The sequence below is a fragment of the Ignavigranum ruoffiae genome, from assembly GCF_900110675.1.
Taxonomy (GTDB): Bacteria; Bacillota; Bacilli; order Lactobacillales; family Aerococcaceae; genus Ignavigranum; species Ignavigranum ruoffiae.
The window spans coordinates 37,828-63,945 of the sequence record NZ_FOEN01000010.1; the positions used below are offsets into that span (position 1 = coordinate 37,828).

The 26,118-nt window shown below is 39.8% G+C and carries 29 protein-coding genes; 24 read left to right on the forward strand and 5 right to left on the reverse strand.

Annotated elements, in window-relative coordinates:
- Nucleotides 1-121: 121 nt before the first annotated feature.
- Nucleotides 122-1,336 carry a D-alanyl-D-alanine carboxypeptidase family protein gene (locus BMX34_RS07930; protein WP_092572499.1) on the reverse strand — a complete coding sequence of 405 codons (1,215 nt, stop codon included), beginning with the start codon at nt 1,334-1,336 and terminating at the stop codon, nt 122-124.
- A gap of 180 nt (nt 1,337-1,516) precedes the next feature.
- Here BMX34_RS07930 and BMX34_RS07935 point away from each other — a divergent pair, with 180 nt between their 5' ends.
- The 6 genes from BMX34_RS07935 to phaC all read left to right on the forward strand — a co-directional run bounded on the left by BMX34_RS07935 (nt 1,517) and on the right by phaC (nt 6,840).
- Entirely contained in the window at nt 1,517-2,707 is a 1,191-nt protein-coding gene (locus BMX34_RS07935) for an O-antigen ligase family protein (RefSeq protein ID WP_092572500.1), read from the forward strand.
- Between the two features lie 206 nt (nt 2,708-2,913).
- Nucleotides 2,914-3,444 (forward strand): translation initiation factor IF-3, encoded by a 531-nt coding sequence (gene infC / locus BMX34_RS07940; RefSeq protein WP_092572539.1) that lies wholly within the window; start codon nt 2,914-2,916, stop codon nt 3,442-3,444.
- A 23-nt stretch (nt 3,445-3,467) separates the two neighbouring features.
- A complete protein-coding gene (rpmI, locus tag BMX34_RS07945; protein ID WP_092572501.1) occupies nt 3,468-3,665 on the forward strand; it encodes a 50S ribosomal protein L35 in 198 nt (65 codons plus the stop codon).
- Nucleotides 3,666-3,693: 28 nt separating this feature from the next.
- Nucleotides 3,694-4,053, forward strand: coding sequence for a 50S ribosomal protein L20 (gene rplT, locus BMX34_RS07950; RefSeq protein ID WP_092572502.1), 360 nt, complete (start codon nt 3,694-3,696; stop codon nt 4,051-4,053).
- 323 nt (nt 4,054-4,376) lie between these two features.
- Complete coding sequence (locus tag BMX34_RS07955; RefSeq protein ID WP_092572503.1) at nt 4,377-5,714, forward strand: poly(R)-hydroxyalkanoic acid synthase subunit PhaE; 1,338 nt, start codon at nt 4,377-4,379, stop codon at nt 5,712-5,714.
- Between the two features lie 55 nt (nt 5,715-5,769).
- Nucleotides 5,770-6,840: a class III poly(R)-hydroxyalkanoic acid synthase subunit PhaC gene (gene phaC / locus BMX34_RS07960; protein ID WP_092572504.1), complete on the forward strand. Its 1,071-nt coding sequence runs from the start codon at nt 5,770-5,772 to the stop codon at nt 6,838-6,840.
- A 52-nt stretch (nt 6,841-6,892) separates the two neighbouring features.
- Here the strand turns inward: phaC and BMX34_RS07965 are convergent, their stop codons facing one another.
- Complete coding sequence (locus BMX34_RS07965; protein ID WP_159428900.1) at nt 6,893-7,801, reverse strand: alpha/beta fold hydrolase; 909 nt, start codon at nt 7,799-7,801, stop codon at nt 6,893-6,895.
- Nucleotides 7,802-7,845: 44 nt separating this feature from the next.
- On the opposite strand from BMX34_RS07965, the gene BMX34_RS07970 reads away from it, so the two are divergent.
- Nucleotides 7,846-8,244: a MaoC family dehydratase gene (locus BMX34_RS07970; protein ID WP_092572506.1), complete on the forward strand. Its 399-nt coding sequence runs from the start codon at nt 7,846-7,848 to the stop codon at nt 8,242-8,244.
- A 96-nt stretch (nt 8,245-8,340) separates the two neighbouring features.
- Here BMX34_RS07970 and BMX34_RS07975 read toward each other — a convergent pair whose 3' ends face one another.
- Together BMX34_RS07975 and BMX34_RS07980 are read right to left on the reverse strand one after the other, a co-directional pair.
- The gene (locus BMX34_RS07975) at nt 8,341-9,057 is read right to left on the reverse strand and encodes a DsbA family protein (RefSeq protein ID WP_092572507.1); all 717 of its coding nucleotides are present in this window, start codon (nt 9,055-9,057) and stop codon (nt 8,341-8,343) included.
- Between the two features lie 89 nt (nt 9,058-9,146).
- On the reverse strand, nt 9,147-9,737 hold the full coding sequence (locus BMX34_RS07980) for a CYTH domain-containing protein (protein ID WP_092572508.1): 591 nt from the start codon (nt 9,735-9,737) through the stop codon (nt 9,147-9,149).
- Between the two features lie 104 nt (nt 9,738-9,841).
- Between BMX34_RS07980 and BMX34_RS07985 the strand changes: the two genes are divergently transcribed.
- The 4 genes from BMX34_RS07985 to mgtE are packed head-to-tail and all read left to right on the forward strand — an operon-like array spanning nt 9,842 to nt 13,590.
- Nucleotides 9,842-10,483, forward strand: a complete 642-nt coding sequence (locus BMX34_RS07985) for a GTP diphosphokinase (protein WP_092572509.1) — start codon at nt 9,842-9,844, stop codon at nt 10,481-10,483.
- A gap of 9 nt (nt 10,484-10,492) precedes the next feature.
- On the forward strand, nt 10,493-11,326 hold the full coding sequence (locus BMX34_RS07990) for an NAD kinase (protein ID WP_092572510.1): 834 nt from the start codon (nt 10,493-10,495) through the stop codon (nt 11,324-11,326).
- On the forward strand, nt 11,323-12,225 hold the full coding sequence (locus BMX34_RS07995; RefSeq protein ID WP_092572511.1) for an RluA family pseudouridine synthase: 903 nt from the start codon (nt 11,323-11,325) through the stop codon (nt 12,223-12,225). The genes BMX34_RS07990 and BMX34_RS07995 overlap by 4 nt, the downstream gene beginning before the upstream one ends.
- Nucleotides 12,226-13,590, forward strand: coding sequence for a magnesium transporter (gene mgtE / locus BMX34_RS08000; RefSeq protein ID WP_092572512.1), 1,365 nt, complete (start codon nt 12,226-12,228; stop codon nt 13,588-13,590).
- Nucleotides 13,591-13,593: 3 nt separating this feature from the next.
- Here mgtE and BMX34_RS08005 read toward each other — a convergent pair whose 3' ends face one another.
- A complete protein-coding gene (locus BMX34_RS08005; protein WP_092572513.1) occupies nt 13,594-14,034 on the reverse strand; it encodes a GNAT family N-acetyltransferase in 441 nt (146 codons plus the stop codon).
- A 120-nt stretch (nt 14,035-14,154) separates the two neighbouring features.
- Here BMX34_RS08005 and BMX34_RS08010 point away from each other — a divergent pair, with 120 nt between their 5' ends.
- The 13 genes from BMX34_RS08010 to yqeK all read left to right on the forward strand — a co-directional run bounded on the left by BMX34_RS08010 (nt 14,155) and on the right by yqeK (nt 26,099).
- The gene (locus BMX34_RS08010) at nt 14,155-15,213 is read left to right on the forward strand and encodes a M42 family metallopeptidase (RefSeq protein ID WP_092572514.1); all 1,059 of its coding nucleotides are present in this window, start codon (nt 14,155-14,157) and stop codon (nt 15,211-15,213) included.
- A gap of 64 nt (nt 15,214-15,277) precedes the next feature.
- Entirely contained in the window at nt 15,278-15,943 is a 666-nt protein-coding gene (locus tag BMX34_RS08015) for a DivIVA domain-containing protein (protein ID WP_092572515.1), read from the forward strand.
- 63 nt (nt 15,944-16,006) lie between these two features.
- Entirely contained in the window at nt 16,007-17,590 is a 1,584-nt protein-coding gene (locus BMX34_RS08020; RefSeq protein WP_092572516.1) for a peptide chain release factor 3, read from the forward strand.
- 152 nt (nt 17,591-17,742) lie between these two features.
- Nucleotides 17,743-17,874 (forward strand): DUF2087 domain-containing protein, encoded by a 132-nt coding sequence (locus BMX34_RS10010; protein WP_143440748.1) that lies wholly within the window; start codon nt 17,743-17,745, stop codon nt 17,872-17,874.
- 138 nt (nt 17,875-18,012) lie between these two features.
- The gene (locus tag BMX34_RS08025; protein WP_092572517.1) at nt 18,013-18,279 is read left to right on the forward strand and encodes a phosphocarrier protein HPr; all 267 of its coding nucleotides are present in this window, start codon (nt 18,013-18,015) and stop codon (nt 18,277-18,279) included.
- Nucleotides 18,279-20,009 carry a phosphoenolpyruvate--protein phosphotransferase gene (gene ptsP / locus BMX34_RS08030; protein ID WP_092572518.1) on the forward strand — a complete coding sequence of 577 codons (1,731 nt, stop codon included), beginning with the start codon at nt 18,279-18,281 and terminating at the stop codon, nt 20,007-20,009. The genes BMX34_RS08025 and ptsP overlap by 1 nt, the downstream gene beginning before the upstream one ends.
- A 956-nt stretch (nt 20,010-20,965) precedes the next feature.
- Nucleotides 20,966-22,201, forward strand: coding sequence for a glycosyltransferase family 4 protein (locus tag BMX34_RS08035; RefSeq protein ID WP_092572519.1), 1,236 nt, complete (start codon nt 20,966-20,968; stop codon nt 22,199-22,201).
- Nucleotides 22,202-22,311: 110 nt separating this feature from the next.
- Entirely contained in the window at nt 22,312-22,539 is a 228-nt protein-coding gene (locus BMX34_RS08040; protein WP_092572520.1) for a YkuJ family protein, read from the forward strand.
- Nucleotides 22,540-22,830: 291 nt separating this feature from the next.
- Nucleotides 22,831-23,361, forward strand: coding sequence for a YqeG family HAD IIIA-type phosphatase (locus tag BMX34_RS08045; protein ID WP_092572521.1), 531 nt, complete (start codon nt 22,831-22,833; stop codon nt 23,359-23,361).
- Nucleotides 23,348-24,460, forward strand: coding sequence for a ribosome biogenesis GTPase YqeH (gene yqeH, locus BMX34_RS08050; protein WP_092572522.1), 1,113 nt, complete (start codon nt 23,348-23,350; stop codon nt 24,458-24,460). Before BMX34_RS08045 ends, yqeH begins: the two co-directional genes overlap by 14 nt.
- A gap of 33 nt (nt 24,461-24,493) precedes the next feature.
- Complete coding sequence (locus BMX34_RS08055; protein WP_234971703.1) at nt 24,494-24,808, forward strand: YhbY family RNA-binding protein; 315 nt, start codon at nt 24,494-24,496, stop codon at nt 24,806-24,808.
- A gap of 60 nt (nt 24,809-24,868) precedes the next feature.
- Complete coding sequence (locus BMX34_RS08060) at nt 24,869-25,495, forward strand: nicotinate-nucleotide adenylyltransferase (protein WP_234971705.1); 627 nt, start codon at nt 24,869-24,871, stop codon at nt 25,493-25,495.
- Between the two features lies 1 nt (nt 25,496).
- A complete protein-coding gene (gene yqeK / locus BMX34_RS08065; RefSeq protein ID WP_159428901.1) occupies nt 25,497-26,099 on the forward strand; it encodes a bis(5'-nucleosyl)-tetraphosphatase (symmetrical) YqeK in 603 nt (200 codons plus the stop codon).
- Nucleotides 26,100-26,118: the final 19 nt, after the last annotated feature.

The window sequence follows — 26,118 nt, forward strand, 5'->3', positions numbered from 1 at the left end:
TAATGATATTATCGCGCGGATCAGTGTGTCATTAAAATAAGAAAATCCGACTCTCTAGGGTTTATAACATCGAGATTCGGATTTTTTGATTATTTATGTTACCTAGCACGATATCTTATGCTTAGTTAAAGACACCAAAGATATTTTTGATAAAATTGGTTAATGGATTCTCCCGTTTATTTTCATAGTCTTTGAAGGCTTTTTCTTGTTTTTCCTCAGTTTTAGCTGCTTGTTCTTTTTCTTTCTGAGCAAGTAATTCCTTCAAGATATTGGTGTCATAGACCGGTAATTTGTCTGATTTGTAAAGATCAGGATAGTCGAGTAAGGCATCTAATAGGATTTCAATTTCCCAATAGGATGACATGCCTTCGCCAAAGGTTCCCATAGCTACCGCAATAACTTTACGGCCATTTTCGGTACTGGTGGCGACGAAATTGCGGCCGGCTGCATCAGTGTAACCTGACTTCAATCCAGTGATTCCTTCGCGGCCATATTCCCCACCTGCAAGTAATTGGTTCGGGTTGGTAATGACGGTTTCAAGTTCGGTACCTTCTTTGAATACATATTGTTCAGCAGAGGTAACTTCTAGAATTTGAGGGTAATCCTCAATCACATGTTTGGCCATTAAAGCAACATCAGCTGCAGACATATAGTTCTCGCTAGTGGCACTCGAACCAGGCACCCACATTGATTCTGGTAGTTCTTCATTGGGTGCACCAGACGTTTGGTAGAATTGGATGTTGGTAATGCCCCATTCGGCTAATTGTTCTTTAATTGCATTGACGGCTAACTCTTCATTGCCGTAGATTTCCCACATTAAGGCAGAAGTAGCATCATTCCCTGAGAGTAGCATGACTCCGTAGATTAAATCTTTAACGGTATATTTTTCGCCAGCAACTAAACCTGCATTCGATAGATCAGGGTTAGCTGAGATGTTGTCAGCAATTTCTTGTGGAATGGTAATCTCGCTATCCATGCTAAGCTTGCCTTCATCAATCGCTTTATAAACTAAATAAATGGCAATCACTTTAGACATAGAGGCAATCGGGTAGGGGGTGGTTCCCTCTTTCTCAGCTAAGATTTTATTGGTTTCTTGGTCCATTACCACGTAAGAACGCGCGTCCATATTATCTTTATACCATTGACTTAGGTCTTTGGGATAATCATCAGGCATCTTGAATGGCTCGATGGGTTGCATAATTTGAGCATTGGAGCCGATGTAAGGTGTTTTTGATACTTGAGCAAAAGCGGTGAATCCAGAATAATTCATCATAAATAGTGAACAGATTAAGCTAGATAGGATCACTTTTTTTGCTAATGGTTGTTTAAAGTTCACAAAATTCCTCCTTAAAAGTAATCTATCATATTATAGCCAAACTTAGCGATAATTACACATAAATTCAAAAAATTCAAAGAAAAAACATAATTTTGTGAGTCGAGGACTTAAGGCTTTGTGTCGCAATTCGGGCTTAGATGCTATATAATACCACTGAGTATCTATGTATGGAGGTGGGGCATGACAGCAAAATTAAATAAAACGCCTGAACTCGATCAGCTCTTTATATTCACCTCTTTGGCCATTGTCTTGCCATTCTACTTGAGCGGGCCGATTCTATTAATTAACCTGCTACGCTTAGTGTGGAGAGATCGTCATCATCTAGGTGACTTTGTCCAAAAAAGTGCCTATTATTTAATCTTTATTGGCTATTGTATGCTTGTCTCCTTATGGCGAGGCAATCTTATTGGCCTGGGGGTTAGTCTGGCGTTCCTGGCTTTTCTATATTATTTCTATCAGTATGGTCGCTGGATTAATGGCAGGCAGTATTTAAAATTATTAAATTACCATGTTTTCTTGAGCGCCGGTTTAAGTTTATATGCGATTGCCGTCTACCTCAATTACATTTATCAACATGGTTATTCTTTGCTTTACATCGTTCAATATAATAATTTACAGACCAGAGCTGAAGCGACGTTCTTCAATGCAAACTATTATGGCTTATACTGCTTATTTATTTTAGGGATCATTTATTATCTTTGGACCAAGATTAAATTACCTAAACTTCGTTGGCTTTATCTGGCGATTGCTGGCTTAAACCTGATTGCTATGATTTTAACAGCATCTCGTTGGCTATGGCCGACCTTGCTGTTTAGTTTGGCAACTTTTATCTTGATTTTAAATTTGAAATGGTTGATTTATGTACTGGGTGGAGGTTTGATTGGCCTTTTGGCCATTGTAATTCGGCCTCAACTATTGCCCCGGGCTGAATCGATTGCTTATGCATTTCGTGATCGAATCGGTCTATGGACTACCGGAATCAAATTATTTCAATGGCATCCCTGGTTCGGTACTGGTCCCATGACGTTTATGTCTTATTATTATTTAATTACGGATTCTGGCAATATGCATGCCCATAATTTGATGATTGATATTCTGGCAAATTATGGTCTTATTGGGACCGTATTATTATTACTGGCATTGTGGCATAGCTTTAAGACTTATCTCCCCTTATTGCGGGATTCACGCCTTCGTTTAGAAATTGCTTTTTTAGTGACTATGATTGTTATTATTCTGGTCCATGGCGTTATGGATGTGGCTATTCTTTGGTTGCAAACAGGCTATCTGGCTCTGATGATTTTAACACTGCCTCAAGATGTTGTAAGCCAATTGGCAGAGATTCGTATTGAGCATTTTAAAGATTTACTATAAATCGTAATTCACCCCTTGTTTTTTAACAGGGGGTGTGTTAATATGTTGAAGTTGATATAACAAGTAGAAACACGCCGTTTCTCGCCAATCACCTGAGTGACTTGGCAAATATTCAAGTTTTCCTGTGGGGAAGACATTTTTCGGCGAGTTTATCTATGATGGACTTGCTTTTTTTATGGCGTGAATTTACTCAGTATCAAAATATTATGGAGGTGGAACCTATCGCTAAAGAATTACCGATCAACGAAAGTATTCGTTCGAAGGAGCTACGCATTATTGGTGACAATGGGGAACAAATTGGAGTGAAGTCTCTTCAGGATGCCTTGACCCTAGCAAGATCGTTCGATTTAGATTTGGTCTTAGTTTCTCCCAATGCTAAACCACCAGTAGCTCGAATTATGGACTATGGAAAGTATCGCTATGAGTTACAAAAGAAAGAAAAAGAACAACGCAAGAATCAAAAAGTGATTACGGTTAAAGAAGTGCGCTTAAGCCCTTCAATTGAAGATCATGATTACAATACCAAATTAAAACAAACGCTTAAGTTCCTTGAAAAAGGGGACAAGGTTAAAGCGTCCATACGTTTCAGAGGTCGGGCGATTACTCATAAAGAATTAGGTCGGGATGTCTTAGATGACTTCATCGAAGATACTAAAGATTATGCGACGGTTGAATCAGTACCGAAGATGGAAGGACGCTCTATGTTTATGATCCTTGCACCGAAGAAAGAAGATTAAGAGGAATACTAGGAGGAAAGATTATGCCAAAACAAAAAACTCACCGCGGATTAGCAAAACGTGTTAAAAGAACTGGTTCAGGTAAATTAAAACGTGCTCGGGCTTTTACCCAACACCGTTTCCACGGTAAAACTAAGAAACAACGTCGTCAATTACGTCATAACGGAATGGTTCATCCAACCGATTATAAACGTATCAAAGATATGATTTCATCATTATAATTCAGAAAGCTAAAAGGAGGAAACAAATATGGCACGTGTTAAAGGTGGATATGTAACTCGTCAACGCCGCAAACGGATGATTAAACTTGCTAAAGGATATTACGGCGCTAAATCACTTAAATATAAGATGGCTAAACAACAAGTTATGAAGTCTTATATGTATGCATACCGTGACCGCCGTCAAACCAAACGTAATTTCCGTCGTTTATGGATTACTCGGATTAACGCAGCGGCTCGCCAAAATGGTATTAGCTACAGCCAATTAATGAATGGATTAAATAAGGCAGGCATTGAAGTTAACCGTAAGATGTTAGCTGAAATTGCCGTAAATGATGCAAATTCATTCAGCGCGATTGTTGATCAAGCCAAACAAGCCCTTAATATGTAGGACGCTTACATTAAAAAACTATTAAAAAGCCTTATTGGATTAGATGATATCTGAGAATACTTTTCGAGTATTTTCAGCGAAACTTCATCTTCTCCGATGAGGTTTTTTTGCTTATATTAGTTTAACTTATGAAAAATAAGAATTTGATTTGAAATACTAATAGCTAATTTCAAGAAATGATGTAGCATATTCCCTTATAAACATATACAATAAAAGGTGTGAAGGAGATTTTCACATAGGCTTTGGGCTCTCACATCATTTTGCCATAATATTTTTTATTTAACAGGTGATGTAGACGTTTTCATAAAATTAAGGAGGATACTATGAATAATCAAGAGTTTATGAATCAATGGTTTGATGCACAAAAGAAATTAGCCGAACAATGGCAATCCATGTTGCCATCTATGGGTAATGAACAAAATGCAGGATTCCAAAAAATGATGGAAGCCCAACAAAAAATGTTCAATGATTGGGCACAAGCCTTCAACCCTTCGTCAAGTACCGCTTCTAATCCTTTTGCAATGTTTACACCATTTGCAATGCCTAACAATCCGATGAATAGCTTCATGGAATCTCAAAAAGAGATGTTCGAAGGCATGCAAAAAGCTTATCAAGACAGCCCTGTAGGCGCGTATATTAGTCAATTTCCTGACTTAAACACCTACATGGAAAACTTCCGTTCAATGTATGATCCAACGCAATTAATCAAGATGATGGATTCTGATTCATTCAAGACCATTGCTAAAGCCATGGATGCGAATCGTAACTTTGTATCCTTCTATCGCTATTTCGATAGCTTAAAAGATACTTATGGCAAACCATTTGAAGAAGATGGTAAGAAATTAATGGAGAAATGGGTAGCCGATAGTGAGAAATTCTATGGTGACTTTGTTGAACCATTCATTCCAGCTCAAGTGCGTGACTTGCTTCAAGCACCTAAGAACTTGGCTGAAACCATGCAAGGTTCATTCACTAACATCTTAGGTCCATGGGCTGGTTCTTTTGCCGAACTTTCTCGTTTATATGTTGAAGGGGCTAACGGTGACACCGATAAATTAGCAGACTTCTTCGCTCTATGGAAAGCTAACTACCAAAAAACAATCGCTCCGTTATTCAAGATGCCTGGTATGGGGAACAATACTGAAAAGATTGAATCTCAAAATGCCTTTATCGATCAAACGATGCAATTAATCTTAACGGGTGTAGAATTCCAACAAAAACTTTCACAAGTTTCACAAAATCGAGTGAAAGAGTTAATTCAAGAATACGAAGAATTAATTAAGAAAGACGAACAACCTAAGACTTATAAAGAATTCTATGATTACTGGACCGGTGAAATTGAAAAGACCTTGAAAGATTACTTCTTCTCGGATGAATTCGCTGTAATGTTGTCTGAATTTGGTCAATCTAATGCACAATTCATTATTGCTCGTAACAAAGTGATGGAAATTGCTTTACGTAATACCCCAATCGTGGTCGAAAGTGATGCTCGTAGCCTTTATAAGAAAGTTCATGATTTAAAACGTGATGTAAACAACTTGAAACGTGAACTCAAAGCTTTAAAAGAAGAAAAAGGCGCTGAAGACACTAAAGAAACTGCTAAAACGACCACAACTCGCCGTCGGACCAGCACCCCTCGTGCTCGCAAGACAGAAGAATAAGTCGACCTTAAAACGGATTCATTCGTAGGCTAAGTTTTGAAAGGAGTATATTAACATGGTTGAAGATTTATTTAGAATTTCTAAGCAAAATTTCCAGGATCAATTATCTGCCCAAGAAAAACTCATTCAAGGTATCCATACTTTGTCAAATCTAGAAATGCCTAAAGGTGGGGTTTCTGAGAAAGAAGTTATCTACACAGAAGACAAACTCACCCTGTATCACTTTATTCCAAAAGTTAAAAACCACTTAAAAACACCAACCTTAATCTCTTATGCCTTAGTTAATAAATATTACATGCTTGATTTACAAGAAGGAAACAGCTTCATCGAAGACTTATTAAATGCCGGTGCGGATTTATATGTGATCGATTGGGGTTATCCTACCAAAGACGACATGTATAACACCATGGAAGATTATATCCAAGGCTATATGCGCAACTGTGTCGAAGCGGTCCTTGAACATGCGCAAGCAGACAAGTTGAACTTCTTCGGAATTTGTCAAGGAGCTACTTTTGCTACCATTTTTACGGCCTTAAATCCACAATATGTTAAGAACTTAGTAACGGTCGTTGCGCCAATTGACTTCTCTCCATCAGATCGCTTGTTATTCCATTGGGGTAAAGAGATGGATGCGGATTCTATGGTTGAAGCTTACGGTAATATTCCAGGTGATGTGATGAATAATGGTTTCTTATTGCTATCACCAGTAAAATTAACCACTAATAAATATTTAGATATTATTGACCGTCTTGATGATCCTAAGGCAATGACTAACTTCTTAGCGCTTGAAACTTGGATCTTTGACTCACCAGATCAAGCTGGGGCAACCATTAAACAATTCACCAATGATTTATACCATGACAACAAACTGATTAAAGGCGAGTTGAAGATTGGTGATCAGGTGGTTGATTTGAAGAATATCGAACAACCATTGTTGAATGTGATTGCTACCCGTGACGATCAAGTCCCACAAAAGGCTTCTGAACCATTAAACAAAGCCGTGAGCTCAAAAGACACTGAAACTGTTCGCTACGAATCTGGTCATATTGGTCTATTTGTTTCAAGACGTTCACGTAAAGAAATGATTCCTAAAGTCATGGAATTCTACAAGGAACGCGACGAATAAGATTCGTAAACAGAAAAAGGAATTTGAGCTTGGTCAAATTCCTTTTTCTTATCTATTTTTGCGGAATAGGGTGTTCATTTCTCAAAATAGTCAGAAAAGAGATAAAATCATCCGCGATAATGGCATGACCGGTTTCGAGAAGAAATAATTTGGCCTTGTCGCCTAAATATGCTTTGGTCTGTTGACCATCCGCTAAATCAACAATCTTATCATAACGGCCGTGAAGGATAACCGTCGGAGCCTGAATTAATTGATAACGATTACTACCAGGATGATAGCCATTCGATTGGTCAGTCATATTAAATTCTAGTAGGTCATAATAGATATCAGAGTAATTTCTCTGTTCATAAATCGCCTCCAGATAGAGTTGCATTTCACTGGAACTTAGTTGATAAGTATGGTAAAGCGTCTCAAGCAATTTAGTTAATAATTTTTGATCATGGTGTTTAATCGCTGACTCCATCTTTTGTAATAGTGGATTCCATTTCTGAAATCGTCTTTGGTTAAAGCTGAGGGCTGATCGGGCAGGAATCTTAACCGAGGATAATAATTTGTTCGAGCAAGTTTTGAAACCTTGGATACCGACGGAGGCAACGAGGAAGAGTTGATCAATTCGGTGAGGGATCGAAGCAGCGAGTTCCATGGCCACCCCTCCGCCCATTGACCAACCCAGCACCGTGGCAGTTTGGATGTCAAGTTGATCCATCCATTGAACCAGGTCATCACTGAGATCCTTAAGTGAACGCGTCGGGCGGCGATAACTACTTTTGCCGAAACCGCGTAAATCGACAGCGTATACTTGATAATCTTCCTTGAGAGCTTCCATGGTTGAATGGAAATGGACCGAAGAACTCATATTCCCATGAATGAGTAGCATTGAGGGTCCTTTATGACCGGCTTTACGATAGGCTATTCTTTCTTGATTAGGTAAATCCACAAAATTTAAAGGATGTAGTTTCATAATAACCTCCACAGGTAAAAAAATAAAATATAGGAGTGATAGATATGGCAACATATGAAATTGGACAATCAGGGTCTTTTACCAAGACCATCACCGAAGCAGATGTGGTACTATTCGCAGGCGTATCAGGGGACTTAAACCCAGCCCACGTCAACGAAGTTGCTGCTTCTCAAGGAATGTTTAAGAAGCGGATTGCCCATGGGATGTTGGGAGCTTCATTAATCTCTGCGGTATTGGGTATGCATTTCCCCGGACCTGGTACCATCTATTTAGGGCAAAATTTGAAATTCGTTAAGCCAGTAGCGATTAACGATACCTTAACCGCAACCGTGAAAGTGACTTCAATCAATGATAAAGGTTGGTTAACGCTAGATACGACCGTCACCAATCAAGATGGCGATCCAGTAATCAAAGGGGAAGCCAATGTCATTCCGCCCAAATAAATAATTGATTCTGATGAACATTAATTGTCAAGGAACAAAAAGGGACATCCAAAAGATAGCTCACAAGCTACCTTTTGGGTGTCTCTTTCTGCTTAGCTAATAGAATGTTTCTTGGGAAGTGTCACGAGTATCCTCGCTCTTATGAATAATGGATAATTTGGCCTTTGCTCTTGGTTTTTCTTTACGGGAGAGGTAGTATCTCTGCACGATATTATCTAATTCTTCCAGAATCACTTCGCGGGTGATATCTTCCCGAATTAAAATACCGTCATGTTCCGATTGATTTTGAAAAATGACAAGGGCAGGAGTCTGTTGGACTTGCATTTCGCGGGCAATCTTTTGATCCTTTAAGAATAGTTGGCGAACGAAATCAGAATTCAAATCTTCTAGAAAGATTTGCAAATCTAAGCCGATTTCTTTGGCAATGTCACTAAACATTTCTTCAGAGAAATCCTCCATATTATGGTTGAACAATTCCTGCAAGCGAATTAGGAATTGACGGCCTAATTTCTTACCTTGTAGGGAAGCCGCTTTGTAGGCTACGGCCGCCTTGTAGACAATATTATAGTATAGATTGCGCTGGGCCAGATTGGCATGGTTAATATTTATTTGTTCTAAAAAGTGATAAATAGCTTGGTGGTTATGGTAAGTTAGAATATTAACATCTACTTTGGAATTAATCATATTAATTGAGCGTATCAATTCTTGTTCTGAATGATAACATCGCATGCCTAGGGGATTCACAAAGAGATAGAACTCGAACGAGGAAGGCACCCCATTCAGTTGATATTCGACTTGATAGTTAGGGACCATTCAATGCCTCCTTCCTAAATGAAAGTTTCGGCTCTTTCTAAAACTTATCCTAGCACGGTCAGTTGATAATTACCAATAATCTGCCTAAATTATTTGTTCCGGTCTAGGTCTTGATAATGAGCCGCTCGCGATAATTTTTTGGCAGCCGGCTTGTATTCTAGCTGATATTGGTCGAGAAAGTCAAACCACACGTTTGCTTGATCCAAGTCTTCTAGTTCGCATTCTAACTCATAGTCTTCAGTTTGAGGGAAGAAGCTGTGATCTAGACAGAAAGTTGCTCCCGGCACAGGATAAAGATAACGATGGGTCGACATCTGATAGTGTAATTGCAATTGTTCGATTGGAATCTGGTGATTATGGATGAATTTGATCAAGTCTGCATCTGTGAACCAAGTGGGATTAATAGCAGAACTGATGCTATCAACTGGTCCTTGCTCTTGAGTGATTTCAATGGAACGAAACTCTGAAATGAGTTGTTTGATCGTCCATTCAGACCGATCTTTAAAGACACGTAGCCGCAAGGCCGCATTAATTTTGGCTAATTGATGGTCGGGTGTATCATAATAATAGTTGGATTGAATCAGGGCGGAACGGGGTTTAAATCCTAACTGATCGATTAAGCGTTCAAATTCATCTTTCCGCAACATTGTTTTATATTCTTGCTCGATATTTTTAGTCATAGGGTCCTCCTTAATCAGACTTGCTGATTCAATAATAGCGAAAGTATGTTAGAATAACAAAGGAAAATCAATCCTACTAGTCGAATTAGAAGGAGAGTGGTTCAATGCGTGAGACGATGGACCAACAAATTAAAGATTGGGATGCTTTCTTGGCTCCTTATCATCAGGCAGTGGCCGAATTAAAGTTAAAACTTAAGACGATTCGAAATGAGTTTCAATTGGCGGGCAAGCATACACCGATTGAATTTGTAACTGGACGCGTCAAATCCAAAGAAAGTATTTTGGAAAAGATGGAGATGCGTAAAATTGATCCCCAAGACTTCCTGATTGGCGTTCAAGACATCGCTGGAATACGGATTATGTGTCAATTTGTCGAAGATATTTATGAAGTCGCTGAATTATTAAAGGATCGCAAAGACTTCAAGGTCATCTTGATTCGTGATTATATCCAAAGTCCTAAGGAATCTGGTTACCGTTCTTATCATATGGTAATCGATTACCCGGTTCAAAGAGCTCATGGAGTCCAACATGTGATTGTGGAAATCCAAATTCGCACGTTAGCGATGAATTTCTGGGCAACCATTGAGCATTCTTTAAATTATAAATATCGCGGCAAGTATCCCGACCATATATTAATGCGTTTGGAACGTGCTTCGGAAGCTGCCTTTCGCTTAGATGAAGAGATGTCTGAGATTCGCGAAGAAATTCGTGAAGCCACCCATTATTTTGAGAAACGTAATGATTAGGAGTCGATTATGTTAACTGTATTATTATATGCGAATGACAAACAATTATCACAGGCTTTGAAGAAGGAATTTATCCAGAAGATTAAGGACCAACCGATTCGCTTAGTAGAAGAGAAGGAGCAAGCGGATTATATTATCACCATTGGCGGTGATGGCACTTTACTTTCTGCTTTTCACCGCTTCCCTCAGTATCTTGAATATAGTCAATTTATAGGAATTCATACGGGGCATTTAGGTTTTTATGCGGATTGGTTGGCTAATGGAATTGATCAATTAATCAGAGGCTTAGTTTCTGGCAACCGCGAATCGGTTTCATACCCTTTATTGACAGTAGATATCAAAACTACCGACAAACGAAGTATCCGCCGCCTGGCTTTGAACGAATTTGTCCTAAGATCAACTGCCGGAACGGTGGTCTGCGATGTTTACTTGGATGACTTTTGTTTTGAAACTTTTCGAGGCGATGGCATCTGTATCTCAACGCCTACGGGTTCAACCGGATTGAATAAATCTTTAGGGGGGGCAGTCATTCATCCCAAGCTAGATGCCATGCAGATGACTGAAATTGCTTCAATCAATAATTTAATTTATCGAACACTATCTTCACCGGTCATTGTCCCTCAGGAAGAGAGTATTACTTTGAAACCTGATTCACAGAGTGGTAATTTTATCTTGAGTTTGGATAATCAGAGCTTGTCACTGGAGAATATTGAGTCTATTCGCACCCAAATTGCGCCCCAACGAATCCGTTTTGCCAGTTTGAAACACACTCATTTTTGGGACCGGGTGGCTTCTTCCTTCATTGGTAATCATCCAAGTGATTCGCGGGAGTTGAATCGATGAAGTTCGAATGGCGCTTTGATCAAGAGGAACCGATGACGGTCCTTCAATATTTAAGATTGCAGGCGATTCCCCGCCGTTTCATTAGTCGCTTAAAGTATCAAGGTGGCGATATCAAAGTCAATGATCGCAGTGTAACGGTAAGAGAAGAACTTCATGTGGGAGACCTCATTCAGCTCTATGCTCCCATTGAACAGGGCCATGAGACGGTGCCGGCTTCTTCAGCTCCAATCGAAGTGGTTTATGAAGATCGTGACTTATTGGTGGTTAATAAACCTGTAGGTATTGTCTCAATTCCTTCCCGACGAGATCCAGATTCAGCAATGGCTAATCGGATTAAGGGATATTACCAAGACCACCAATACCAGGATCAAGTGATTCATATTGTGACCCGGTTGGACCGCGATACTTCGGGCTTGATGTTGATTGCGAAACATCGGCTTGCTCATGCTTGGATGGATCAACAGATTCGCCATCAGCAATTAAAGAAATATTATTATGCCATTAGTCAACGGCAAGATTGGCCTGACCATGGTTATATCGATGGACCGATTGCCCGCGATCCTCAATCCATTATTACTCGACGAGTGGATCCTCAAGGGCAAGCCTCACTGACGGAATACTGGCTTCAAGAGACTTTAAACGATTCAAGCTTGCTTAAATTACGCTTGCATACAGGCAGAACCCATCAAATTAGGGTTCATCTGAGTTGGCAGGGTGGTCCGCTAATTGGTGATGATTTATATGGGGGACGATTGGAATCGCCCTTGAATCGTCAAGCTTTGCATTGTGGTCAATTAGAATTTGTCCAACCTTTCAGTGGCCAAGCTATGGTTCTCAAGCAAGATTTGCCAGCAGATATGTTAGAATGGGTTCAGAGAAAGAAAATAAGGAGGGTTTAGGTGGAAGTTTTTGAACGAAGCATTGAAGAACAGGTGAGAATCTTACAAGGCTTATTGGCCAATAACCGAATGACACGCTTTAGAACTGAATTTCTGGCCCTTCATAACTATGACCAAGCACAGATTTTTAATCAATTAAAGAGTGAGGATCGGGAGAAAGTTTACCAATATCTGTCTCCTTCTGAACTGGCTAATATTTTCGATGCTTTAGAAGCTCAGGATGAGAAGATTGATGGCTATTTTGAAGAGATGCTGTATCCATATGCCGCCAATGTTCTGGCCGAAATGTATGCTGATAATGCGGTTGATGTCTTGAACGAATTGAAAGACCGTGACCGTGTGAATATTTACATGCATTTGATGCCAGCCGAATCCGCACGTGAGATTAGTCAGCTGATTAATTATTTGGAAGATACGGCTGGGGCGATCATGACGACGGAGTATATCGCGATTGAAGAAGGGTTGACTTTAGCGGAAGCCTATTATCAATTACGTCAACAGGCCATTGAAGCAGAGACGATCTACTATGTATACGTGATTGATCAGCATCACCGACTGACTGGTGTGATTTCTTTGCGGGATTTAATCATAAATGACGAGGACAAATTAGTGGCAGATGTAATGAATAATCGCGTGATCTCGGTCCAAGTGAATGACGATCAACTCGAAGTTGCCAAGATGGTCAAAGACTATGACCTATTGGCCTTACCGGTAGTTGGTTTCGATCAAGAACTGCTTGGCATTGTCACCGTGGACGATGTTTTGGATGTCATGCAGGAAGAAGCCGAGAGCGATTATTCTGGATTGGCCGCTGTAGACGTTTCAGAGAAGCATATTTCCCCGTGGTCGGCAGCGAAGAGCCGTCTGCCCTGGTTAATTACTTTGTTATTCTTGGGGATGGGTACCTCAACGGTGATCAGTCGTTACAGTGGTCTGGTCGAAGAAGTTTCGATATTATCAGCATTTATTACGCTAATTACTGGGACGGCTGGGAATGCGGGAACGCAATCCTTAGCTGTAACTGTACGTCAGTTGAATAGCAAGGACCATGACAAACAGGTGGGCAAGACCTTTAGTTTTGAACTCCTAACTGGCGCCATTACTGGTCTGGTCGTTGCCCTCTGTGTCTTCTTAATTGTCTTTATTTGGAAAGGCAATCCTTTCTTTGGATTGATTATTGCGGCAGCGATGTTTATGGCCATTGTCGTTGCCAATCTAGCCGGATTATTTATTCCTTATTTAATGGATAAATTAGGCTTTGATCCTGCTGTCGCGAGTGGGCCCTTTATTTCTACACTCAGTGACTTGACATCGGTCTTTATTTACTTTACGATTGCTGGGTTATTTTTAGCATATCTTCTATAAACTTTAGGTCAAGCTTTTATAGAGATTTTGATGTAGGATACCTGCCTCGATAAAGGTGGGTTCTTTACTTTGCCGATAATTAGATTTTAGGTAAAAGGGCAAGGCGCTCTGCTGGGCAGAAAGATAAATATAATCAATACCCTGGTCCTTGGCCCAGGCTTCCATCTGGGTTAATAAAGCCCTGCCGACCGATTGTTGACGAGCTTCGAGCTTGACAGCGAAGCGTTGTAGGTGGGCACGGGAAGAATTTGCGTCGAGATGAAGGCGACAAGTTGCGACAGGAGTTTGATCCAGATAGGCTACAAAATGATAAGATTCACCATCGAGTTGATCCCATTCAATGTCGGGGTCAATCCCTTGTTCCTTGACAAAGACGGTCTGACGAATGGAGCGAGCATCTTGATAAATGGGCGACTGATCACCGAAAGAAACGCTTACATTCATGATAAAATCCTTTCTAAAAATAGATTGAAAGATGAGTTAAATATAGGTATGATTATAGTACATGTTAACTAAATTGGACAAGCAAAGAAGATTTAATCATGGATAAAGGGAGTCGACAGAATGAAAGGTATCAGTGATAAAAGTAAAGAACGGTTGGAACGGATTGCGTGCTTAACAGCGATTCCTTCACCTACTGGCTTTACTCAAGACATCTTAGACCGTATTGAAAGTAAATTACAAGACCTTGCAGTTCCTTATCAAAAATCTGCAAAAGGGGGCTTGTTGGTCAGTCTACCCGGCAAAGATGCTCTATCTCATCGCTATCTAACTGCTCACATAGATACCTTAGGCGCTATGGTTCGCAAAATAAAAGATAATGGCCGTTTAAAAATCGATTTAATTGGTGGTTTTATCTTTAATGCGATTGAAGGCGAGAATTGCCTGATTCATTCCTTAAATACAGGACAAAGTTACTCAGGCACGATTCTGATGCATCAAACCAGTGTTCATGTTTATAAGGATGCTAAGACCGCGGAACGAAATCAGGATAATATTGAAATCCGCCTCGACGAGCAAGTACAACAAGCTGAAGACGTTCGTCAGTTAGGCATTGAAGTTGGGGACTTTATTTCTTTTGATCCAAGAGTGGTCATCACCGAGTCAGGCTTTATTAAGTCACGTCATTTGGATGACAAGGTCAGTGTCGCCTTGTTACTCGAATTGATTGAGGATGTGCAAGCGGGACGACTCAATTTGGCACATAGCACTCATTTTTATATTTCTAATAATGAAGAGATTGGCTACGGTGGCAACTCTAATATTCCGAGTGAAGTAGTTGAATACTTGGCGGTGGATATGGGAGCCCTAGGTGATGATCAAGCTTCGGATGAATACACCGTGTCCATTTGTGCCAAAGATGGTTCAGGGCCATATCATGTAGGCTTACGTCAACATTTAGTTAGCTTATGCCAAGAGTATCAAATTCCTTATCAGGTGGATATCTATCCATATTATACGAGTGATGCTTCGGCTGCCATGCGGGCCGGGCACGATTTAAGACATGGGCTGCTCGGCGCGGGGATTGAAGCAAGTCATGCTTACGAGCGGACCCATGCCAAATCAGTGGATGCGACCTATCAATTATTATTTGAATATTTACGGAGCCCGATGGAAGATTAAGGCGCTCTTTGAGTTTCATACAATTTGAATCAGTAGTGTAAGAGTAATAGAAGAAGGTGGGAGTATGGAACATTTTTCCTTAAGTTTTTTGGGCTTTAATCGACAACAAGTCAATGAAGTGATAAATAAGCAAGAAAAACAAATTCAAGATTTACAACGACAATTGGAACAATTGCAATCCAGCCAGCAGGAGTTAACTGAAGAGGTTGAGAACTATCGGCAGATGGAGGACGCTTTGCAACAAGGGATTCTGGATGCGCGCGTGACTGGTAAGAAGATTATTGATGATTCTTCAATGACAGCTGATAAGTTAATGCAGCAAACCCAAGAACAAGTTAACCAGTATAAAGAAGATTTTGCTTTCCATAGTAGGGAACTGGCTGAATCTGGCCATGATCTTAAAGAGAATTTACAGAACATGAAGAAAGAATTTCAAAAGATTCTGGATTCTTACCAAGATATGTTAGATTCAACTGATTTTGATCGGATTTATCCACAAAAATATATTGAGCGTCTTTTAATTCAAGTTTCAGCCTATGAGGATGATGAGACGATGGATTATGATGATCAAATCGATGAACCGATCCGTAATCAACCGATGTCTGACGAAGAGAAATTAAAGTTAGAACAGCTCATTAATGAAGTCATTACTAACGAAAGGGTCGAAGAGGAGACTGATCCGAATAAATTTATCGACTTTTCAAAAATAAAAAATTCACAAGAAGGTTAAAGCGGCAACAATCTATCGCTGAGGCGTTAGGTTGTTTTTTTATTCAGAATCAAGGAGGCTTATATGGCGAACGATATTAAAACAGAAGTCAATAAACGACGGACCTTTGCGATTATTTCCCACCCGGATGCTGGGAAGACGACCATTACTGAACAATTGCTCTTATTTAGTGGGGCGATTCGCGAGAAAGGGACGGTCAAAGCTAAGGGGAAGAAGTCTAATAAATTTGCGAAGTCTGACTGGATGGATATTGAAAAGCAACGGGGGATTTCGGTCACCAGTTCAGTCATGCAGGTTGATTATGATGGTTGCCAGGTGAATATTTTGGATACACCGGGGCATGAGGATTTCTCGGAAGATACTTACCGTACTTTGATGGCCGTCGATGCTGCCGTCATGGTGGTTGATACTGGGAAAGGGATTGAACCACAGACCAAACGTCTCTTCGAAGTTGTCAGTCACCGGGGGATTCCTATCTTTACCTTTATGAATAAATTAGACCGAGACGGTCGTGAACCCTTGGATTTAGTTTCAGAACTTGAAGAAGTTTTAGGAATCGATGCCTATCTGATGAACTGGCCGATGGGTATGGGCAAAAATTTACTAGGCTTATATGATCTATATAATCAACGGGTTGAATTGAGAAATTCAGAGACCGATGAAGCTGATGTTTACATCGACTTGGACGAGTCAGGTCAAGTGAGTGGCGATCATCAGTTTACCCAATCAACGATTTATAGCCAAGCCTTAGAAGATGCTCAGCTTCTTCATGAGGCCGGGAACCCTTTTGACCGCGAGCTAATCAATCAAGGAAAACTAACTCCAGTCTTCTTTGGTTCTGCTCTAACAGGATTTGGTGTCCAAACTTTCTTTGATGCCTTTATTGATCTTGCTCCAGCTCCGGGTCCAACCCGATTAGCGGATGATCAGATTATCCAACCCGACGATCCTGAATTGTCAGGTTTCATCTTTAAGATTCAGGCCAATATGAATCCTGCTCACCGAGATCGGATTGCTTTTATTCGGTTGGCTTCAGGTAAATTTGAGAAAGGCATGAATGTGACTTTAGAAAGAACTGGCAAAACGCTCCGTCTAGCTCACACCACTCAATTTATGGCCGATACTCGCGAGGAAGTTGCTGAAGCCTTTGCGGGCGATATCATTGGGCTGTACGATACGGGTCAATTGCAGATTGGTGACAGTATTTATGAAGGTAAGCAAGCAATTAAATTTGCTGATTTGCCACAATTTACACCGGAACTCTTTATGCGGGTCAGTCCTAAAAATGTCCTTAAACAGAAGTCTTTCTATAAAGGAATTGAGCAATTAGTGCAGGAGGGAGCGATTCAGCTCTATAAGACTTATCATACCAATGAATTTATTGTGGGTGCGGTCGGTCAACTGCAATTCGAAGTATTTCAACATCGTTTGCTTCATGAATACCATTCTGAAGTGGATATGATTCCGATGGGTCATCGGATTGCCCGTTGGATTGATCCAGCTGACTTAGATCCTAAGATGTCTTCAAGTCGGAACTTATTAGTCAAAGATCGATTCGACCAGCCAGTCTTCTTATTTGAGAATACTTTCGCTGAGCATTGGTTTAAAGATAAATATCCAGAGATTCAATTAGAAAGCTTGTTATAAAAATCAAGGAGCTTACTGATGATTCCCGAAAATATTGAACGCTTCTTTTCGGAAGAACGTATTCATATATTACCGCGGAAATTGAAGACGAAGAAATTAATTTTAGACTATATTGATTAACAGTTAGTTGTTGGACAATACAGTAAAAAGAGATTAATCATTGGCTCAGCCAGTTCGACGATGATTATGCCATCTTACGTCGATTATTAGTAGGTTATCACTATTTCTGTCTAAGCAAAGATGGGTCAGTATCTTATAAAATGGCGACGGAAGACGAGTTTTGATTTTCTTATTTAATTTTAATATAAGCCCTAAAGTTTGTTTGTGTCCCTAGTTTTTTTATTGTGGAAATATATAAAACATGTTATCCTTAAGGGGTAAGGGTTTGCAATATTATTACACGCGCAAAGGAGAACGATACGATGGAAAAGAAAGAATTTAATGTGATTGCTGAAACTGGAATTCATGCACGTCCAGCTACTTTATTAGTTCAAGCTGCTAGCAAATTTGCTTCAGATATTAATTTAGAATACAAAGGTAAATCTGTGAACCTAAAATCAATCATGGGTGTTATGTCTCTAGGCGTTGGCCAAGGGTCTGATGTAACCATTACGGCAGAAGGAGAAGACGAAAAAGAAGCCATCGAAGCTATTTCTGAAACTATGGTTAAAGAAGGACTTTCTAACTAATGACTGCGGAATTTCTTGCAGGTATTGCGGCAAGTGATGGCATTGCAATCGCACCTGCATATTTATTGACCGAACCTGATTTGTCTTTTGAAAAGAAGACAATTTCAGATTCTGGTGCTGAAATTCTTCGTTTTGAAGAGGCAGTTAAGCAGGCTCATCAAGAAATTAGCCTGATTAAGAAGCGTGCTGAAGAAAGTCTAGGAAGTGAAGAAGCTCAAGTCTTTGAAGCTCACTTAATGTTCTTGGATGATCCTGAATTCATTGGTCAAATCAAACAAGTGATTACCGATCAACTGATTAATGCGGAAGCCGCTTTAGACCAAATTGCTCAAATGTTTATTACTATGTTCTCTGCAATGGAAGATAATCCTTACATGCAAGAACGGGCTGCCGATATCAAGGACGTGTCTGAACGGATGATGGCGATTCTACTGGGACTGAAAGTACCCAGTCCAGCTACTATCGATCATGAAGTGATCGTGGTTGCACATGATTTAACGCCAAGTGACACGGCTCAATTAAATAAGAAATATGTTAAAGCTTTTGTGACAGATATTGGAGGACGGACCTCTCACTCAGCGATTATGGCTCGAAGTTTAGAAATTCCAGCCATCGTGGGTAGTCAGTCTATTACTCAATCGGTGAAAGATGGCCAAACCATTATTGTGGATGCTCTCGCCGGACAAGTCATTTTGAATCCAAGTCAAGAGGATATTGCTAATTACCAACAAAAAGCACAAGATTTCCAAAAACAAAAAGAAGAATGGGCTAAGCTCGTGGATGCCCCTTCAGTCACTCAAGATGGGCATCAAGTCGAATTAGCTGCCAATATTGGTACGCCAAAAGATGTCGAAGCTGTCTTAGCTAATGGGGCGGAAGGCATTGGTTTATACCGGACAGAATTCCTCTATATGGACTCAGCTAATTTCCCAACTGAAGATGAACAGTTTGAAGCTTATAAGACGGTCTTAGAAGCGATGGAAGGTAAACCAGTCATTGTTCGAACCATGGATATTGGTGGCGATAAGGAATTACCTTATCTAGATCTCCCCAAGGAAATGAATCCCTTCTTAGGCTATCGCGCCATTCGGATTTCCTTAGACCGTACTGAAATCTTCAAGACTCAATTAAGAGCTTTGTTAAGAGCATCCAATTACGGAAATTTAAGAATTATGTTTCCGATGATTGCCACTTTGAAAGAGTTTCGTCAAGCTAAAGCAGTCCTAGAAGCCGTTAAGGCAGATTTATTAGCGGAAGGGCAGACAGTGGCGGATACTATTCAAGTGGGTATTATGGTTGAAATTCCAGCAGCAGCGGTCTTGGCCGATCAATTTGCTAAGGAAGTCGATTTCTTTAGTATTGGAACCAATGATTTAATCCAATATACGATGGCGGCTGACCGGATGAATGAACAAGTTTCATATCTCTACCAACCTTATAATCCTTCAATCTTACGTTTGATTAAGAATGTGATTGATGCTTCCCACCGTGAAGGTAAATGGACCGGCATGTGTGGAGAAATGGCTGGTGATCAAACCGCTGTACCAATTCTTCTGGGAATGGGCTTAGATGAATTCTCAATGAGTGCTTCTTCAGTATTGAAGACACGGAGCCTGATGCAATCACTAACACTCAGTGATTTACAAAAACTTGCTGATCGTGCTTTGAATGAAGCCGGAACAGTCGATGAAGTGGTTGAAATGGTTCAAGCTTTAACCCAAAATAAATAATTTACATATCAATTTGCAGATCCAGGTACCCTTAAGGTGCTTGGGTCTTTTTAGTTTTTTATTTATTATCAAAACAATGAGTTTATGAATTAAGGGCACCTGCAAAAAGTGGTTTTATAATACAGTAATTATTTTATAGGAAATGTCAAACTATCAGGTATAGTCCTTCGTTTATTAACTTAATCTACAGACTTGCTTTAGGACTTATTCTTTAAAAACAAGAGGATTTAAGAGACTGATGTGTCTGAAGTATGATACTCCGATGATTTTCAGCTTCGCTTGTGACCCTAGAAAAGTTTATTTCTTGAGAATTATTTTTGTGTGGTAACTAAAATATAACATGAATTTACATGGCTTTTATTATTTTTTAGCGGTGGCTAAGTTGATTATAAAATCCGCCAATTATTTTAAATTGTGATTTAGAAAGACTACAATATCGGTCTACTGAAAAAATCCATCCTGACGTGAGACATACGCGTTTAGGATGGATTTTTAGAATGAAGGGCATGTCGTGTATCTAGAGTGCAAGTCCCAGAGTACACTTGCTATCGGTGAACCTTTTAGGTAATCACAAACCATTTTAACTTTTTTTAATCACCACCTACTTAATTTAGAACTTATCTAGATCTCATCAACTTTTTGGTTAGAAATTATCAAGTATCTTTAATCTGAAATGACTTTGCTGAGAAGGATGGCTATATTTTTTCTACTAGTTGGAAATCAATAAGTTAGCCAGCAAATTTTCAAAAAAGGTTGTCGATGGTCATCAGCGCAAGATGCTGGCTGATCGTTTGATATTACCAAAAATGACCGAAGCAAATAAATTTTCTGATTTTTGATCAACTTTTTCATGCTGAACATTCGGATTTATTTTAAATATGGTGTTTATAATACCTTTTCAACTAGCGATGAGTTCTTTATAATAAGCATAATAAGACAAGAATGATGGTGAAAGCATGAAAGTTGGATTATTTACAGATACATACTTCCCACAGGTAAGTGGGGTTTCAACATCGGTCAAGTTATTGAAAGAACAGCTGATTGAACGGGGTCATGAGGTAGTTATTTTCACGACGACCGATCCCAACGGTTTCCCAGAAGCTAATGTGGTTCGTTTGCCAAGTATCCCTTTTATTAGTTTTGAGGATCGACGAATTGCTTACGCTGGGTTCGACCGCTGTTTAAAGATTGCAAAAAGAGAAAATATTGATCTGGTTCATACCCATACTGAATTCTCTCTGGGCATGACTGGTCGTTATGTAGCCAGTCGGATGAAAATTCCTACGGTGCATACTTACCACACGATGTATGAGAATTATACCCATTACATTATGAATGGCCACTTAATTCAGCCCAAACATGTGCGAACAATTTCGCGGATGTTTTGTAATGATTCAGATCGGTTGATAGCTCCGAGCCAGTTGACCGCCGATACCTTACTTTCTTATGGGGTGACCGTGCCGATTCATGTGGTGCCGACGGGAGTAAATATTCCTAAGATTAGTAAAGAAGAAGCCCTAGAAAATCGAAAAATTCAACGACAAGCTCTAGGCTTAGCTGAATCGGATTGGGTCTTCTTATCTTTGTCACGCTTATCTCAGGAGAAACAAATTGATCAAGTGATTCAAGCCTTTCCGAAGATTCAACAACAGATTCCGGAAGCCTTTCTGTTAATTGTTGGCGATGGTCCGGCAAGGGAATGTTTGGAAAATCAAGCCCAATCCTTAGGCATTGAGCGAATTCGTTTTGTCGGTGAAATTCCTTATGAAGAAGTCGGCAATTATTATCAAATGGCGGATGTATATTTGAATGCCAGTGAATCTGAGTCTCAGGGCTTGACGTATTTAGAATCGATTGTTAATTATTTACCTATTATTGCTAAACGGAATGATTTCCTTGAGAATTTAATGCAAGGTCAAGCATACGGTGATTTATATCAGACAGCCGATGAACTCGCACCAATTGCGAGCCAATTTAGTAAGAAGAAACAATTAAAATTAATTCGCGATATCAATCAAAAAGATTTGTACTCTATTTCAGCGGAACGATTTGGCTGTCAAATAGAACAAGTCTATCAACAATTACTGGCAGATAATTATGCCCAGAAGCGACCGAAGAAAACTTTCGAACGTTTCCAAGATAGCTTGATCGCTTTTGTCCGTGAAGTGATGGTTGGCAGCGATAAAAATTAAAAAATATCAGTACATTTATTGGCATTTAGGGAGCTTTCTGTTAGTATGTAGGGCGTAGATATTTTTGTTATTGACTAATTGATCTTAGTCAATTAGGAAGAAGGTTACGTATGAAATCATCTGTATTAGTAGGAATTATCCACCGTCTCGAAGCAATGGTTAATTCAGAGTCTGAAACTGAAGTACGCCGATTTGAATTAGATGGTGTTGAAAAGTGCCAAGTAAGTTATTTTAAAGATGAAGATTCTTTCGAATTAAAAGATAGTGACAATAATACGACCTATCGCTTTGACGATATTGATTTAGTAGCAATGGAGATTTTTGATTTATTAGCTTAATTTGTTTGAATATTATTAACTTTTGTGTATCCTTGCGATCTTCTGGCGGAGATGGCAAGGATTTTTTGAAGTTAATAGATTTTCCGATTGCCGTAGGCAACTATCTGCTTAAATCAGCTTCTTATGATGAAGTAACTTTCTTTCGGTTTGATCATTTTTACGGTGAAGAATGCTATGTAAGTTATGAAAGTTGCAATAGCCAGTGGACTTTGTTTACTATACTGCATAGACATACCTCGCTTATTATAGATATGGTATAATGTTTTTAGAATTTTGAAATAAGGAGAGACTATGAAGCAACTCATATCACCAGATTGGACGATTAATTCAATTTATCAGATTACTCCTGCTGACATCTTGCAGCAAGGTTTCAAAGGAATGATTGTAGACTTAGACAATACACTTTTGGCATGGAATGAATATGAGTTATCGCAGCGAATGGCGGATTGGGTCAGTCAAATGATCGATGCCCAAGTCAAGATTTATCTACTTTCTAACAATAATCCTAAACGGGTGGGCAAAGTCATTGAGGCTTTAGATATTCCCCATAAGGCTCGTGCTTTGAAACCTTTGAGGGGTAGTTTTCAAGAAGCGATTCGCTTCTTAGATCTGCCAATCGATCAGATTGTGGTCATTGGTGATCAGATTATTACTGATGTCATTGGCGCCAAAAGGAATCAACTCAAGGTAATCCTGGTCAAGCCTTTGGTAGACCATGATAATGTCTACACTTGGTTTAATCGAAGTGTGGAAAAATTGCTTTTACGAAAGATTGGTTTAGTCCGTAGTGAAGATTGGGGGGATTCGCTTGAACGATTCTAATTATCAATGTATGGGTTGTGGCGCTGTGATTCAAACTGAAGACCCGGATCAAGCTGGATATTTGCCAGCCTCAGCATTAGCTAAAGGAATTGAGAAGGGCAGTTTTTATTGTCAACGCTGTTTTCGCTTACGTCACTATAATGAAATTCCAGACATTGTCGTTGATGACGATGTCTTTATGGAGCGTTTAGCAGAGATTGGTGAAGACCAGGCGTATATTATTCACTTGATTGATATTTTTGATATTGAGGCGAGTTTATTGACGGCCTTACCTCGATATATCGGTCGAAATAAATTTGCCTTGGTCGCTAACAAGATGGATCTACTGCCTGCTTCGATTAATCAAGATCGAGTCATCCGTTGGTTGAAAAATATAGCCAAAGAACAAGGATTAAAGTCTGATCAAGTTTTGCTGATTTCTAGCCAGAAACAACAGAACTTAGATGCCTTGTACCAACTGATTAAGGAGAAGCTTCGCCGGCAGAATGTCTATATTGTCGGCATCAGTAATGTAGGTAAGTCAACCTTAATTAACCGCTTGATTGAACATTTTGGGGGCGACAAGGAAATTATCACCACTTCAAATTATCCTGGAACCACCTTGGACTTAATTCGAATTCCAGTGACAGACTCTACCGCTATCGTCGATACGCCTGGGATTATTCGTCGGTCACAGATGGTTCATTATTTAGACCCTCAAGATCGGCAAGTGATTATGCCAAAGAAGATGTTGAAACCGACCACTTTTCAATTGAACTCGGGTCAAACAATTTTCCTAGGGGGCTTAGCTAGAATCGACTATCCAGCAGGTAAGCGTATGGCGCTGACGATTTACACGAGTCGTGACCTGTATCTCCATCGAACCAAACTAAGTCAGGCCGATCGATTATACCAAGACCAACTGGGCCATTTGCTAAGTCCACCGCGGTTCGATCAAGCCAAAGAATTTCCAAAAATAATAGCACATCCACTTAAATTATCAGCGGGAGAGGATATTGCTATTTCTGGTTTAGGTTGGTTCACCAGTCATCAAACCGTTCAGTTAATACTTCATTTACCTAAGGGCGTCGAGTTTGCCCGCAGGCCATCCATTATTTAGGCAAATTTAAGATATAAGGAGGTAGATAGCATCATGGAATATAGTAAAGCGCAACAAAAATATTTAAGAAAAGCTTCTCATCAACATAAGGCGCTTTTTCAATTAGGCAAATTGGGAATTACTGATACCTTTATTGAACAAGTTGATGCGGCTTTAGAGAAACGTGAATTGATTAAATTTCATATTCTACAAAATAGTTCAGAAGATATTGATGAAGCAAGTGCCCTAATCGCAGAAAAGACGGGGGCTTTCATTGTCCAAATGATCGGAAGCACTGTCATCTTATTTCGTCCCTCTTCTCAAGAAAAGTATCAGGATTTATCGCGAGAAGTTAAACAAATTAAGTAAGAGAAGGGTGGATGGATTGTGAGGACGCGAGAAACACTATATCTGAAAGTTGAAGAAGAAATTGATTTAGTCTTAGAAGAATTGGTCCAAGCTCCCCAAAGCCACCATCGACAACGAATTGGTATTCTTGGCGGTACCTTTAATCCGCCTCATCTAGGCCATTTATTGATGGCTGAGCAAGTGGGCAAGCAATTAGAGTTGGATGAAGTTTGGTTTATGCCGACAGCGAAACCCCCTCATGCTCCAGGTAAACAAACCATCGCAGCAAACCATCGCTTAGAGATGGTTAAATTAGCTATCCAAGATAATCCTTTATTTAAATTGCAGGCCTATGAAGTTTATAAAGGAGGCACTAATTATTCCGTAGATACGATGCAACACTTTGTCCAAGCTTTCCCAGAAGCAGATTTCTATTTTATTGTCGGGGAGGACAGTGTGAGGGATTTGCCGACTTGGCATCGGGTGGAGGAATTGAGTCAACTCGTTCAGTTCGTCGGTATTAGACGGCCTGGAACCGAGAATTTCAATTCTATTTTTCCGGTAATTTGGGTCGATTCGCCTTTAATCGATTTGAGTTCTACCGAAATTCGTCTGCGAGTGTATCTGGAACAATCTATTCGCTATCAAGTACCACCAGCGGTCGAAGCTTATATTATTCAACATCAACTTTATGCAATGGAGGTGTAGGATGATCGAAATCACTTATTCAGATAACTATGTAACTATTAAACGCTCTGAATTAATGGAGAAATTACAAACCATGGTGTCTGCCAAACGATATCAGCATATTCTTCGCGTTGAACAACAGGCCTTGGAGATGGTCGACCAACTTGGTCTGAATTTGGACCTGGAGAAAGTCTCTATCGCTGCTTTATTTCATGATTTTGCCAAAGATATGGATGACCAAGCGATGTTAAAGTATGCCCAAAGCTATTGGCCCGAAGTTGACTTAAGTGGTGAGAATGGCAATATCTGGCACGGTTTTGCAGCTGCTGAAATTGCCCGCGAGGAATATGGAGTCAAGGATCAAAGTATTCTGAATGCCATCGCTGCGCACACGATTGGCGCTTATTATATGGATACTTTAGCCTTGTTGATTGCGGTTGCTGATTATATTGAGCCTCAACGAGACTTCCCACAAGTAGAAGAAGCACGTCAACTTGCTAAAGAAGATCTTACGGCAACGTTTATTTTGAAATTGGCAGAATCCCTAAGAAGATTATTGAAAGACCGCCAACCCCTTTTTGAAGAAAGCGTGCGGATTTATAATTATTGGTTAACTAAAAAATAATATTAGATGGAGGAATTAC